At 76.0% G+C, this 13,806-nt stretch carries 7 protein-coding genes; 2 read left to right on the plus strand and 5 right to left on the minus strand.

From position 1 onward, the window contains the following. On the plus strand, nucleotides 1–2,160 hold the full coding sequence (locus tag FKD65_RS39605) for a DUF4132 domain-containing protein (protein WP_141584609.1): 2,160 nt from the start codon (nucleotides 1–3) through the stop codon (nucleotides 2,158–2,160). Here FKD65_RS39605 and FKD65_RS39610 read toward each other — a convergent pair. The 4 genes from FKD65_RS39610 to FKD65_RS39625 are packed head-to-tail and all read right to left on the minus strand — an operon-like array spanning nucleotide 2,157 to nucleotide 8,989. Continuing rightward, nucleotides 2,157–3,407 carry a hypothetical protein gene (locus tag FKD65_RS39610; RefSeq protein WP_141584611.1) on the minus strand — a complete coding sequence of 417 codons (1,251 nt, stop codon included), beginning with the start codon at nucleotides 3,405–3,407 and terminating at the stop codon, nucleotides 2,157–2,159. The two genes, FKD65_RS39605 and FKD65_RS39610, sit on opposite strands and share 4 nt — an antisense overlap. A 45-nt stretch (nucleotides 3,408–3,452) precedes the next feature. After that, entirely contained in the window at nucleotides 3,453–4,565 is a 1,113-nt protein-coding gene (locus FKD65_RS39615; protein WP_141584614.1) for a cystathionine gamma-lyase, read from the minus strand. Nucleotides 4,566–4,623: 58 nt separating this feature from the next. Continuing rightward, nucleotides 4,624–5,523 carry a tetratricopeptide repeat protein gene (locus FKD65_RS39620; RefSeq protein WP_168221327.1) on the minus strand — a complete coding sequence of 300 codons (900 nt, stop codon included), beginning with the start codon at nucleotides 5,521–5,523 and terminating at the stop codon, nucleotides 4,624–4,626. Nucleotides 5,524–5,539: 16 nt separating this feature from the next. After that, entirely contained in the window at nucleotides 5,540–8,989 is a 3,450-nt protein-coding gene (locus FKD65_RS39625; protein ID WP_168221328.1) for a protein kinase, read from the minus strand. 49 nt (nucleotides 8,990–9,038) lie between these two features. Here FKD65_RS39625 and FKD65_RS39630 point away from each other — a divergent pair, with 49 nt between their 5' ends. Continuing rightward, nucleotides 9,039–12,341 (plus strand): DUF4132 domain-containing protein, encoded by a 3,303-nt coding sequence (locus tag FKD65_RS39630; protein ID WP_141584620.1) that lies wholly within the window; start codon nucleotides 9,039–9,041, stop codon nucleotides 12,339–12,341. Nucleotides 12,342–12,354: 13 nt separating this feature from the next. Here the strand turns inward: FKD65_RS39630 and FKD65_RS39635 are convergent, their stop codons facing one another. Continuing rightward, nucleotides 12,355–13,752 carry a PLP-dependent aminotransferase family protein gene (locus FKD65_RS39635; protein ID WP_141584622.1) on the minus strand — a complete coding sequence of 466 codons (1,398 nt, stop codon included), beginning with the start codon at nucleotides 13,750–13,752 and terminating at the stop codon, nucleotides 12,355–12,357. Nucleotides 13,753–13,806: the final 54 nt, after the last annotated feature.

Genomic DNA, 13,806 nt, shown 5'->3' on the forward strand with positions numbered 1-13,806 from the left:
ATGGATCTGCCGAAGGCGCTCCTGGACCCGCCGTGGGCGCGCAGACCGGCCGCCCCGCCCTCCGGCGAGGAGCCGGTCACCGTCCCGGGCCTGGCGGCGCCGGACGGCCGCGCGGTCGTCTGGGGGCCCGGCGAGCGCGAGGAATGGGCCGCCGTCCGCCCTTACGGGTCCTGGCGGGACGGCGAATGGGAGGAGGCCGCCGAGGAGTTCCGCGACGGGCGGATGGGCTACGAGCCCACGCGGGCGGGCTTCCTCGCGCAGGCGCCCGAGCATCTCGCGCGGCCGCTACTGGCCGGGTGGGAGCCGCACGTGACGTGGGACTTCGCCCACTCCCTCAAGCCGATCGTGGCGCGTTTCGAGACCGCCGCCTGGGACGTCGCCGTCCGGCTGGCCAAGCAGAACCCCTACGGGACGGGCCCGGTCGTGCTGCCGCTCCTGTCCGCCGGCGTGGCCCGCATGGTCGCCGACTGGCTCTACCGGCTGAAGTCGGCGCAGGATCTCGCGCACGCGTGGTTCGAGCGGCACGGCCCGGCCGCCGTCCCGTACCTGGTGCCGGACGCGCTGGGCAAGCGCGCCGGGCCGCGCCGGAATGCCGTGAAGGCGCTGCGGATCATCAAGGGCGATGTCGTGGCGGCCGCCCGCGTCCACGGCGACGAGGCGGCCGGCGCGGTCGCGAGGCTCCTCGCCGCCGCACCGCCCGCGACCGCGCCCGTCGAACCGCCGGTCAGGGCGCCGTCCCTGCCGAAGTGGCTCGACGCCGGCGCGCTGCCCCGCCCGGTCCTGCGGGACGGCGGGGATTTGCCGCGCGAGGCGGCCCGCACCCTGCTGCTCGCCCTGACGGTGAGCCCGGGCGGACGCCTCGACGCGACCGGCGTCGTGGACGCGGCCGCCGAGGTCTGCGAGCCGGAGTCGCTGACCGCGTTCGCCTGGGCGCTGTTCGAGGCGTGGCAGGAGGCCCGCATGCCGAACCGCAGCGGGTTCGTGCTGGCGGCCCTCGGCCGCTTCGGCGACGACGGCACGGTCCGCCGCCTCGCGCCGCTGGTCAAGGAGTGGCCGGGGCGCAGCGGCGGATACAGCAGCGCCGTCCAGGGGCTCGACGCGCTGGCCGCGATCGGCACCGACGTCGCCCTGATGAACCTCAACGGCATCGCGCGCAAGTCGCGGTACAAGGGGCTGCGCGGTGAGGCGCAGCGGAGGCTCGCCCACATCGCGGAGCGGCGCGGCCTGACGGCGGAGCAGCTCGCCGACCGGCTCGTGCCCGGCTTCGGCCTGGACGCCGGTGGCACCCTGACGCTCGACTACGGGCCGCGCCGCTTCACCGTCGGCTTCGACGAGCAGCTCAAGCCGCAGGTGTCCGACGAGCGCGGTGTCCGCCGCAAGGCCCTGCCGAAACCCGGTGCCAAGGACGATCCCGACCTGGCCGCGGCCGCCCACCGGCGGTTCGCGGAGCTGAGGAAGGACGTGCGCGCGGTCGCCTCCACCGAGGTGGCCCGGCTGGAGTCGGCCATGGTCGCGGGCCGCGAATGGACGCGCGCCGAGTTCGCCGAGTTCGTCGTCGCGCACCCGCTGATGCTGCACCTCGCCCGCCGGCTGGTCTGGCTGAGCGGCGGCCGGGCGTTCCGGATCGCCGAGGACCGGACGTTCGCCGACCTCCACGACGAGACCGTCGAGCCATCGCCTTCGGCGGGCGTGCGGATCGCCCATCCTGTGCTCCTGGGCGAGTCGGTGACCGCGTGGGCGCGGGTGTTCGCCGACTACGAGATCCTCCAGCCGTTCCCGCAGCTCGGACGGCCCGTCCACGCGCTCGCCGACGGGGAGGGCGAGAACGGCAGGCTCGAACGCTTCGAGGGCCTGACCGCTCCGACCGGCGGTCTCCTCGGCCTCACCCGGACGACGTGGAAGCGCGGCGCCCCGCAGGACAACGGCATCGAGCACTGGATCTCCTGCACGCTCGCGCCCGGCGTCACCGTCGTGGTCGACCTGAGTCCCGGGATCGCGGTGGGCCTCGTCGACCTGAACCCCGTCCAGACGATCGAGCGGGTGTGGGTCGGCACGGCGCCCGGCGACCCGTCCAGCATCATCCTGGACGGGCTCGCCGGCGTGGACCCTGTCCTGCTCTCCGAACTGCTCGCCGACCTGACGAGCCTCACCGCCTCTTAGGCGAAGCGGCTGCTGGGTACCGGGCCCGGGGAGTGCACCATGTCCCTCGGCCCGGTGAGCCAGTGGCCGGCGACCGCCCGGACGAAGCCCGCCAGGCGCTCGTCGGGGTCCGGCGGAGCATCGCCGTCACCGTCGTCCACCAGGGGATCGGCGGCGACGATCTCGGCGGCCAGCTCCTCCGCGGGGCGCTCGTCCGCCGGGGCCCGCTCCGGCTCGCCGCCGTTCGCGAACCGCAGCTGCTCGCCCCACGGCGACACCACGATCTGGTGCAGGAACCCGGTGACGTCGGCGCTCACCGCGGGCGGGTCGGTCCAGCACGAGGCGTGCTCGAACAGCACCTGACCCTCGGCCCGCTCGTGCAGGCCGCCCGGGTCCGTCTCGTTCAGGTCGTAGGCGACCACGAGCGCGCCGGGGCGGTCCGGGGCGAACGGCTCGGCGGGCAGGCCGAACATCCGCGCCGCCGCAAGCCCCAGGATCCGGCTCGACCGGTCGGGCAGCAGGCCGACGGACGTCGGGCGCCGTCCCGCCGCGTCCAGGACGAGCCGCACGCGGTCGAGGGTCCGCCTGCACGTGGCGAAGCTGTCGGAGGTGTAGGCGTACCGCCCCGTCATGCCGTCCTCGAACCCGTACGGGGAGAGCGTGGCGAGGACGCCGCCCCCGAGCGCGAAGTGCCAGCCGCGCAGGTCGCGGTGGTCGAGCGGGCCCGCGGCCCGAGCCGCCACCGCCCGCGAGACCATCCGCGCGAGCCGGTCGCGGGCCGGGGCCCAGTCCGCGCCCGGCGCCGGCAGCCGCGACGCCTCGCTGGCGGCCCGGTCGACGTCCCCGGCGAACAGCGCGTTGTAGGCCAGCAGGTACCGGGCGGGCCACGGGTCCAGCGCGTCCACCCGCGGTTCCAGGGCGGCGACGGCCTCGGCGTGCCGGTTCTCGCGCTCCAGCGCGGACACGAACTCCATCAGCAGGACGGGTTCGTCCGGCATCATCTCCAGCGCGCGCCGCAGCGCCGGGACCGCCAGGAAGGCGACGCCGCGCTCGATGCAGGCGTAGCCGAAGTCGTAGAGCTGCTGCGGCTCCTGCCGGACGGCCAGCGCCGCGGCGGCCTCGCGCATGTCGTCGAAGCCGGACACGGCCGCCGCGCCCTCCATGAGCCGCGCGACCTCGCCCGGCTCCATGGTCTCGGCGTTGAACCGCAAATGCCGGATCAGTCCGGCGATGTCACCGCTTTCCAGGAATGCCCGCGCGTCGTCCATGGGCGGTCACGCTAGCGGCGGCCGCCCGCGCCGATCATCCGATTTTCACCGCCCGGCCGCGGCCAGGGCCTGGAGGACGTCCGCGACGAGGTCGCGGGTGTCCTCGACGCCGGCGGACAGGCGTATGAAGCCGGGGGCCACGGCGTCACCGCCCCAGCGGCCGCGCCGCTCCGCCGAGCTCTGCACGCTGCCGAAGCTGGTGGCCTGCATGACGAGCCGCAGGGAGCCGAGGAACCGCTCCGCGGACGCCTCGTCCCTCAGCGTGAACGACACGACGCAGCCGAACCGCCGCATCTGCCGGGCCGCGACCTCGTGCCCCGGGTCGTCAGGCAGCCCCGGGTACCTGAGCCCGGACACCTCCGGACGCCCCCGCAGCGCCTCGGCCACGGCCATCGCGTTGGCCGTCTGCCGGTCCAGCCGCAGGTGGAGCGTGGCGAGCGACCGGTGCGCCAGCCACGCCTCCATCGGCCCGGGCACGGCGCCGACGGTCTTGCGCCAGAACCGGACCGCGTCCGCCAGCTCCGGGTCGCGCGTCGCGACATGGCCGAGCAGCAGGTCCCCGTGCCCGGTCAGCGACTTGGTGTCGCTGGCGACGGAGAAGTCCGCCCCGAGGTCGAGCGGCCGCTGCCCGAGCGGCGTGGCGAGGGTGTTGTCCACGGCCACCAGCGCGCCCGCCCGGTGCGCGGCCTCCACGATCCGTCTGATGCCGCAGACGTCCAGGTTCGGGTTGGACGGGGTCTCCAGCCAGACCAGCCGCGCCCCCTCCAGCAGCCCGATCTGGGCGTCACCCGCGGTCGGCGCCATCCGGACCTCTGCCCCGTAGGACTCCAGCCGCTCCTTCAGGGCCCTGGCCGTGTAGTAGCAGTCGTCGGGCATGACCACGATGTCGCCCGAGCCGGCCTGCGACAGCAGGACGCTCGCCACCGCCGCCATCCCCGACGAGAACGCGACGGCCTCCGCGCCGCCCTCCAGCTCGCCGATCGCCCGCTCCAGCAGCGTCCACGTCGGGTTGGAGTCGCGCCCGTAGGTGTAGGGCCCGACGGCCTCCCCGGCCAGGTGGTAGTGCGCGGCGAACACCGGGCCGGGCAGCGCGGGGGCGGAGTTCTCCGCCTCCGGCCGCCCGGCGCCCACGGCCAGCGTCCCGTCCCCGATCTCCACGCGCCCTCCCCGGCAGGTCCGGCTTTCATCGTCCCACCCCCGGGCCGGCTCGCTTCGCTCAGGAGTTGCGGAGGGAGTCGGCGATGCCGCGCGCCCTCTCCGACTCGTCGTAGCGGCCCAGCCGCTCCAGCGCGTAGGACTTGTTGTAGTGGTCGTTCCAGGAGTCGGGGCCGTTGTCGATGGCGTAGTCGATGACGGGCAGGGCCTCCTCGTAGCGGCCCATCTTGACGAGGGCCGCGCCCTTGACGCTGTGGGCGGAGGCGAGGTCGTAGCGGCCCGCGCCGACGGCGTTTCCCGAGGCGAGGAGCGCGATGGCGCGGTCCACGGCGGCCAGCGCCTCCGCGTCCCGCCCGCCGTCCATGAGGATGATCGCCCGGTTGATCTGCGGCGCGGCGTACGCGGGCCGCAGGGCGATCGCCTGGTCGTAGGCGGCGACCGCGTCGGCGGGGCGCTCCGTCCGCAGGAGCGTCCCGGCCCTCTCGACGTGCGCGACCACGTCGGAGGGGTTGAGCTGGAGCGCCCGCTCGAACGCGGCGAGGCCCTCGGCGTGCCGCCCCGTCCCGCTGAGCGCGATGCCGCGCACGCGGTGCGCCGCCGCGTACTCGGGACGGAGCCGGACGGCCTCGTCCAGCTCCGGCAGCGCGTCCAGGAAGCGGCCGGCCTCCATGAGCCGCACGGCCTGGGAGTAGTGCTGGGCCGCGGCCGGGCGGGCGCGGCCGCTCACCTGCTCCAGCCTCGCGCCGGGCACGAGCTTGCCCCCGCAGGACGTGCAGCGCGGCGCGCGGAGCCGGGAGCCGGGCTCGTGGCACCGGTCGCAGAAGTTCTCGCCGCAGAAATCGCAGATCATGAACTCGACGGCGAACCCCTCGGGGTCCTGCCGCGCCACCGGATTGCCGCCCGGCACCTTCGAGACCGAGATGAGGCGCGTGCAGGCCCAACCCGAACAGCTGAGAAGCATGGTGCTCCCGTTCCCTTCAGTGCGTGTAGTCCCAGTCGAGTTCCCAGACGCGCATACCGTGGTCCCGGGTTCGCGTGATCGCGATACGGGAGTCGGCGGTGATGCCGATCCACTCGACCGCCGTCGTGTGCGCGGCGAAAGCGTGCAGGCGGCGCCCGGCGTGCAGGTCCCACACCCGCACCGTCCCGTCCGCCTCGCCGGACACCGCGAGCCCGCCGCCCGCGAGGGCGAGGCAGACGGTCGAGTCCGACAGCCGGTGCAGGAGGCGCCCGGCGCGCACGTCGAAGACCCGCAGCGCGTGCCCGGGGCCGACGGTGGCGGCGATGCCGCCGTCGTCGCCCACCTCGATCGACGCGAGCTCCTCCGACGGGCCCCGGACATAGCCCGTGCCTTCGCCCGTGGTCCCGTCCGACGTCCACAGCGTCCCGACCGTGTGCCCGCACGACACGACGGTGCGGCCGTCGCCGCTCATGGCGGCGGGCGTCCGGCCGGGGAGGATGTGGCGGCGCTCCCCGTCCAGCTCCCACAGCGTCACGACCCGCTGGAAGTCGCCCACGAGAAGGGTGCGGCCCCCCGACCCGAACCCGACCTTGAACACGATCCCGTCGTGGCCCTTGAGGACGTGCCTTCGCCTGCCCCCGGCCAGGTCCCAGACGCGGACCGTGCCGTGCTCGTCGCCGGACGCGGCGAGCCGCCCGTCCGGGCTCACCGCCAGCGCCCTGACCTCGGCGCGGTGCCCGCCGAGCACCTGGACGCAGGCGCCGGACGCCACGTCCCACACCCGGACCCTGCCGTCGCTGGCGCCGGTCAGCAGCCGGGTCCCGTCCGGAGTGAAGGCCACCTCGCCGACCGACGTCCCGCCGACGTGGAGGGTGTGGAGGTGCTCGCCGGTCTCGACGTCCACCAGCCACACCTCGGACCAGCCGCCGAACCGCACGGCGAGGACGCCGCCGCGGCTCAGCGCGCTCCCGCCGACCGCGCGGCCCCCGGTGTCCGGGAGGGGCCGCGCCTCCCAGGCGCCCAGGACCGCCGTGCGGCGGCCGTGCCGTCCGGCGGCCCGCCAGAGGTCGAGCAGCTCGCGGTTGCGCTCGTGGCCGGGGACGCTCCGCGCGGCGCGGATCTCCGCCGCGGCCGACGCCCAGTCGCCCCGCCCGGCGTGGTCGCGGGCGCGGGCGGCGGCGAGGGCGGCGGTGTCCGCCTCGCGCGCGAGTTCGGCCGCCCCGCGCGGCCGGGCGTGGCTCCACGGCGCGCGCGGCCCGGCGGGCCCGAGCCGCCGGGCGTGGACGGTCCGCCCCGCCGCGGTGAGCGCGAGCCGCCCGTCGCCGCTCAGCACGGGCGCGGTCAGGGAGCCGCCGTCGCCGGACAGGGTGCGCAGGCAGCGGCCCTCGTCGAGGTCCCACAGCTGGAGGCCGCCCGTCAGCGCCCAGGCGCCGTCACCGCTCACCGCGAACCGCGCGCCCCGGCCGACGGGGAAGCGGACCGTCCGCAGCGGCAGGCCCGCGACGGGGTCCACCAGCCGCTGCTCAGCGTCCGACACCGCCAGCGCCACGCGCCCGCCGGGGCCGAGCGCGACGGTAGTCCCCGGCAGCGGCATCGTGCGCACCAGCCCGCCGGAGCCGGTCTCCCAGACGCGGAGCCGCATCGTGGTCGGCTCCCACTTCACGACGTGCCCGCCGTCGCCGGTCACCGCGACGGCGGTGGCGTAGCCGCGATCGAGGTCCTGCTCGTTCTGGAGCGCGTGCACGCACCGTCCGCCGAGCGTGGCCCACACCCGGACGGCCCCGCCCTCGGTGGCCGACACCAGCAGCGAGCCGTCCCCGGAGAAGCCGAGCGAGACGACCCTGCTCGGCTGGACCTCGAACCGGTGCAGGACGCGCCCCGCGCGGAAGTCCCACAGCAGCAGGGAGCCGTCCGCGCCGGCCGACGCGACGAACCGGCCGCAGGGGCTCAGCGCGACGGCGCTCACCCCGCCGGCGAGCCCGCCCGGATGCGCCGGCAGCGCGTGCAGGCAGCGGCCGGAGGCGAGGTCCCAGATCCGGACGGTGCCGCCCTCGGAGCCCGGCGGGGGGTTGGACGAGTCGTCCCGCCCGCCGCTCACCGCCGCGCCGGCGCCCAGCGCGAGGGCGCTCACGCCGTTGGCGTGCCCCTCCAGGACGACCGGCGGCCCCGGCACGCGCAGCCGGCGGGCGCGTTCCAGCGCGGCGGCGGGCTCGGGGGCGTGCGGCGCCCGCCGCACCGCCGCTTCGAGGAGGGGCGCCGCCTCGGCCGGGTCGCCGCGCTCCAGGTGGACGAGGCCGAGCAGGTGGTCGCCGATCCAGTCGCCCGCGTGGGTCGCGCGGACCGCCTCCAGCTCGGCGACCAGCTCGGCGTCGCTCAGCCGTCCCGCGCGCCAGCGGTGCAGGCCCCGGTCGAACACGGCGTGCGGGTTGCGCGGATCGGTCTCCAGCGCCCGCTCCCACAGCGCCTCAGCCTCCGCCGGGTACCCGAGGTCGAGCATGGACAGCGCCTGGTTCGACAGGCCGTCGGCGCGCTGCGCGGCGGGGCGGGGCCGCGCACGCGGGTACGGGACGCCCGCGACCCGCGCGTAGACGGCGGCGAGCTCGTCCGCCACCTCGTCCATCCGGTCCGGGCGCGCGGCCGGGTCGGGCCGCAGGCACGCGCCCAGCAGGGCGAGCAGGGCCGGCGGCAGGCCCGTCGCCCGCGCCGCGAACTCCTCGAACGCCCTCCCGCCGAGGGCGCCGAACCGGACCGGCGGGCCTCCGGTGAACATCGACAGGACGCTGAGCGCCCACGACCACACGTCGGTCGCCCGGGTGATCGGCGTGCGGCCGTCCTCCGCGGCCAGCGCCTGCTCGGGCGAGCAGTACGCCGGGGTCATCCCGGCGAGGCTGACCAGCGGATCGGCGTCGGGGCGCGGCACGCCGTCCTCACCCGCGCGGACGCGCGCCTTGGCGAGGCCGAAGTCGGTCACCTTGGCGGTGCCGTCCCGCGTGAGCATCACGTTGGCGGGCTTGACGTCCTGGTGGACGAGGCCGCTGCGGTGCGCGTGGTCCAGCCCCCACGCGAACTGGACCGCGACGTCGATGATCCGGGCCGTCGCGCGCCGCGGGTCGGGGTCGCGCAGCCGGCCGTCCCGGACCGCCTCGGCGAGGCTGCCTCCGTCCACCCACTCGGCGAACACCCCGAGCAGCGGTCCGAGCCGGCGCACGTACGCGCAGCTCACCGTGTGCGGATGCAGGCCGAGCCCGACCCAGGTCTGCGCCTCGTCCTCGAACGCGCGCAGCTCGGCCTGCGACCCGACCAGCTCGGGGCGGGGCACCTTCATCGCCAGCTCGGCGTCCCACCCGCGGTGCCGCACCCGGTAGACCAGGCCCATCCCGCCGCTCGCCACCACGTCGAGGACCTCGTAGAGGTCGAGGACGACGTCGCCGCGCCGCCACGTCCGCCCGCCCCCCGTGTCGATCATTCCCCGGATCCTACGGATTTGTCGGCGCGCTCCTCTACGGTTGGGCGCCATGGAAGATCAGCTCCCCGGTGAGGACGACCTGGTGATCCCGGAGGCGTGGCGGCGTTCGCTGCACCCGCGGCGCGGCGGCGCGCCCGGTCCGAGGATCAAGCCGGACCGTTCGGCGGCGGACGCCGTCCGGAGCTTCGTCGAGGAGACCGGCGGGGCGGTCGAGGCGCTGCGGGAGGGCGGCGCCGGGGAGCCCGCGCTGATCGAGGCGGCGCGGCGATACCTGGACGGGCGGCCCGACCCGGCCGGGGCGGCGGCCGTCGCGGCCGTCACCGTGATGGCCGTGCCCGGCTTCGACCGCAAGGACAAGGCCCGCCGGGCGTTCGTCGACGCATGGGCGGCCGAGCACGGCGCGGCGTTCGCGGCGTGCGCGCTGGTCGAGTTGAGCCGGACGGAGCCGGCCCGCATGGGCGGCGGCAACTGGCGCGGTACCCGGATCGGCGCCCAGCACGTGGCGGACGAGCACACGTTCAAGCTCGCGCAGGAGGAGGCGCGCCGCGTCCGCGGCCTGCTGGCCGCCGCGCCCGAGGCCGAGTACGCGGACGCCGTCGAGCGGCTCGCCGCCCGCAGGACCGGCTGGTCCGCGCGGTGGCTGGTGTCGTACCTCGTCCCCACGCGGCAGGACTGGGTCGACGAGTGCTGCGCCGCCCCGCTGCCCCCGGCACGCCGCCACGACCTGCTGTGGATGGTGATGTCGGCGCTCGGTAAGCCCGAGCAGCTCGCCACACCGTTCCCGGCGCGCGGCCTGTACTGGGGCCAGGCGACCCGGGGGCTCCTGGCCACCATGGCCGAGGGGATCGGCCCCGGCGTCCTGCCCTTCCTGCTCGCCCAGGCGGACGGCCACGGGCTGGAGTCCGACGACCGCAAGCGCATCTTCGAGACGGTCGCGATCCTGCCGACGGACGAGGCGTTCCAGGCCCTCCTCGACCGGCTCGACCGCAAGCACGTCCGGGCCGCCCTCGGAGAGGCCGCCCGCCGGTTCCCCATGCGGGCGCTGCGGCTGCTCGCCCGCGCGGGAGCCGACGACATCCTCGCGACTCATGTCGAGGCCCACACCGACCTGGTCGCCTCCGCGCTGCCCGGCCTGCCGGACGACGTCGCCGCCGCGGTCCGGCGCGTCACCGACGGGTCCGGCCGGCTGCCGGCGGCGGCGCCGGACGAGCTGCCGGCCGTGCTCGCCGACCCGCCCTGGCTGCGTCCGCGCCGCCCCGTCCTGACCGGCCTCGCCGTCCCCGAGCCGCGGCTCGCGTGGCTGGACGGCGAACGGCAGGAGTGGCTCGGCTCCGACCCGGCCATCGCGGAGCCGGACAGCGCCGACTGGGAGGCGCTCGTCGAGGGCTACAAGACGGGAAACCACCGGACCGGCGCCGTGCAGCTGATGGTGCACGGGCCGGAGGATCTGATCCGGCCGCTCCTGCCCGACTGGAAGGGCCACGGCGTCCGGTGGGCCCACTCGTGGACGCGGCCCCTCGCGGCCCGGTACGGGATGGACGCCCTGCCGGTCGCCATCCGGATGTCCAAGGCGAACCCGGGCTACTCCTCCGGCCCGCTGATGCCCTACCTGGACGTCCGCGTGGCGATGCTGATGGCGGAGGGGCTCGCCAAGCGCGGCGCGCTCCTCGATCCGGCCCGCGAGTGGTTCGGCCGCCACGGGCTGGACGCGGTGCCCTTCCTGGTCCCGGCGGCGCTCGGCAAGAAGGCCACGGACTGGCGGAACGCCGAGACCGCTCTGCGCCACCTGCGGGACGCGCACGGCCTCGACGCGGTCGTGGCCGCCGCCCGCGCCGTCCACGGCGACGAGGCCGCGGACGCGATCGGGGAGCTGCTGACGCTGCCCCCGGCGGAGACGGGCCTCGACCAGCCTGTCAAGATCGGCGCCTGGGCGGATCCGGCGCCGCTCCCGCAGGTGCCGCTGCGCGGCCGCGACCGCGCCCTTCCCCTGGACGCGGTCGGCCGCCTGATCGAGCTGCTCACCCTCCCGACGCCCCACGGGATGGACGAGCTGGAGGAGGCGTGCGCGCCGGGCTCGGTGGCCGAGTTCGGTTGGGCGCTGTTCCGGCAGTGGCTCGACGCCGGCAAGCCGTCCAAGGACGCCTGGGCCCTGCGGCAGCTCGGCCGCACCGGCGACGACGAGACCGTCCGGCGCCTCACGCCGGTCATCCGGGCGTGGCCGGGGGAGGGCGGGCACAGGAACGCCGTCACCGGCCTCGGAGTCCTCGCCGAGATCGGCACCGACGTGGCGCTGATGCACCTGCACGGCATCGCCCAGAAAGTGAAGTTCAAGGGCCTCCAGTACGAGGCGCAGGAGCGGATCCGGCAGGTCGCCGAGCGGCTCGGCCTGACCACCGACCAGCTCGCGGACCGGCTCGTCCCCGACTTCGGCCTCGACGCCGACGGGGGCATGACGCTCGACTACGGGCCGCGCCGCTTCCTCGTCCGGTTCGACGAGCAGCTCAAGCCGTTCGTCGCGGACGAGGACGGGAAGCGCCGCAAGTCCCTCCCCAAGCCCGGCGCCAAGGACGACCCGGAATTCGCGCCCGCCGCCCACAAGGCGTTCGCGGGGCTCAAGAAGGACGTCCGGACCGTCGCCTCGGAGCAGATCCGCAGGCTGGAGGAGGCGATGGTGACGCGGCGCCGCTGGACGCCCGCCGAGTTCGGCGAGTACCTCGTCCGGCACCCGCTCGTCTGGCACGTCGCCCGCCGCCTGGTCTGGCTCGCGGAGGACGGCGGCACGACCGCCGCGTTCCGCATCGCCGAGGACCGGACGCTCGCCGGCGCCGACGACGACGCGTTCACCCTCCCCGACTCGGCCCGCGTCGGCATCGCCCACCCGCTGGACCTCGGCGACGCGGTGCAGGCGTGGTCGGAGGTGTTCGCCGACTACGAGATCACGCAGCCGTTCCCGCAGCTCGCCCGCCCGGTCTTCGCGCTGACCGAGCAGGAGCGCGGCAGTGGGCGGCTGGAGCGGTTCGAGGGCCTCAAGCTGCCCTTCGGCGACGTCCTCGGGCTGGTGAAGCGGGGCTGGGAGCGCGGCGCGCCGCTGGACGCCGGGGTCGAGCGGTGGATCTCCCGCCGCGTCGCCGACGACCGGTACGTCGTCATCGACCTCGACCCCGGTTTCGCGGTCGGCATGCTGGACGCCACCGGCGACCACCAGGTCCTCGACTACGTGTGGCTCGCCCTGGAGCCGAACGACTTCTGGCCCAGCAGGGGCACCCCGCTGAGGTTCGGCGAGCTGCATCCCGTCACGGCGTCCGAGATCCTGTCCGACCTGACCGCGCTCGCGGAGAAGGCCGAGAAGTGAGCGCCCCTGAGGCTCACGGGCGCGCCCCCGGACGCGGGGCCTGCGGGCCTTTGCCGCCGCAGGCGCCGTCCATAACGGCGGCGACGCGGTCCAGGGTGGTGATCGGCGAGGTGTAGGGCAGGCGCAGGTGGCGGGAGCAGGTCGCGTCGGCCGCGAACGCCGGCCCGGGGGAGAGTTCGAGCCCGTACTCGCGGGCCTCCGCTGTGACGACGTCGGATCGCACGGCGGTCAGGCGCAACCAGAGTGCGAGCCCTCCGGGAGGGACCGTGAAGCGCCAGCGGTCGTCCCCGCCCAGCAGCCCGCTCAGGTGGTCGCGCTGCTGCCGCAGGACCGCCCGCCGGTGGTCCAGGACCGGCGCGGGGTCGCGGAGGAGTTCGGCGGCGACCATCTGCTGCGTCGGCGCCGCGGACAGCGGCTCGCACAGGGGATGGCGGGCCAGTTCGCCGATCAGCGCGGCCGTTCCGCGGATCCAGCCGACCCGTAGGCCCGCCCAGACCGTCTTGGCCGCGGATCCGACGAGGACGGCGCGGGGTATCCGCTCGAGCGGCGACGGTGCCGCGCGCAGATCGAGGTCGCGCATGGTCTCGTCCGCCACCACGGTCACCCCGTGCCGTCCGGCCAGCCGGGCCACGGTGCGCCGGACGGCGACCGGCATGAGCGCGCCGGTCGGGTTCTGGAAGTCGGGGACCAGGTAGGCGAGCCCGCCCGCCGCGGCCCGGAACGCGTCGTCCAGCTGGTCCAGGTCCCAGCCGTCCGTGGTGACCCGGCAGCCGGCCAGGCGGGTGCCGGCGGCCCGGAACCCGGCCAGCGCGGCGGGATAGGTGGGGATCTCCACGGCCGCGGCCCGGGGACGCAGGTGCGCGGTCAGCAGGGCCAGGGCAGCGCGCGCTCCCGAGGTGATCAATATCTGCTCGGGCCGCGTGGCGAGCCCTTCGGCCGTACAGCGGTCCGCGATCAACGAGCGCAGCTCCGGTAGGCCTGGGCCGGTCTCCCCGCTTTCGGCCAGCACCGGGCCGGAGCGTTCGGTCGCTCTCAGCAATGCCTGCTGGTAAGCCGTATGGGGCGCGGCCGGAACCGCGCTTGTCAGGTCGATGGCGCCGTCTTCCCCGACGGCCGAGGACGGCGCGATGCGCGCCGCCGCCTCCGGCGGGAGCCGCAGGGTGCTCGCGCTGCCGCGGCGCGTGTCGATCCAGCCCTCGGCGCGGAGGAGGTCCAGCGCGGCGGTCACCGTGCCCCTGCTCACGCCGAGCGCGGTGGCGGTGCGGCGTTCGGCGGGAAGCGGGGAACCGACCCGCAACCGGCCGTCGAGGGCGGCGTCGCCGACCGCGTCGGCCAGCGCTCGCGCCAGCGCCACGCCCGGCCTTCGCCATCCGCCCAGCGCCGCGGCCAGCTGGCTGTCGGAGGTACGCATTGGTCCAGTTTGCCAGAATTGGACCACGACCTCGGCTCCCGCGCTGGATACCGT

Source organism: Actinomadura sp. WMMA1423 (genome assembly GCF_006547145.1).
Classification (GTDB): domain Bacteria; phylum Actinomycetota; class Actinomycetes; order Streptosporangiales; family Streptosporangiaceae; genus Spirillospora.

Excerpts from the sequence above, each read along its gene's own strand:
- FKD65_RS39610 (WP_141584611.1), bottom strand. The coding sequence starts at position 3,407 with ATGGACGACGCGCGGGCATTCCTGGAAAGCGGTGACATCGCCGGACTG.
- FKD65_RS39620 (WP_168221327.1), bottom strand. The coding sequence starts at position 5,523 with ATGCTTCTCAGCTGTTCGGGTTGGGCCTGCACGCGCCTCATCTCGGTC.
- FKD65_RS39605 (WP_141584609.1), top strand. The coding sequence starts at position 1 with ATGGATCTGCCGAAGGCGCTCCTGGACCCGCCGTGGGCGCGCAGACCG.
- FKD65_RS39625 (WP_168221328.1), bottom strand. The coding sequence starts at position 8,989 with ATGATCGACACGGGGGGCGGGCGGACGTGGCGGCGCGGCGACGTCGTC.
- FKD65_RS39635 (WP_141584622.1), bottom strand. The coding sequence starts at position 13,752 with ATGCGTACCTCCGACAGCCAGCTGGCCGCGGCGCTGGGCGGATGGCGA.
- FKD65_RS39630 (WP_141584620.1), top strand. The coding sequence starts at position 9,039 with ATGGAAGATCAGCTCCCCGGTGAGGACGACCTGGTGATCCCGGAGGCG.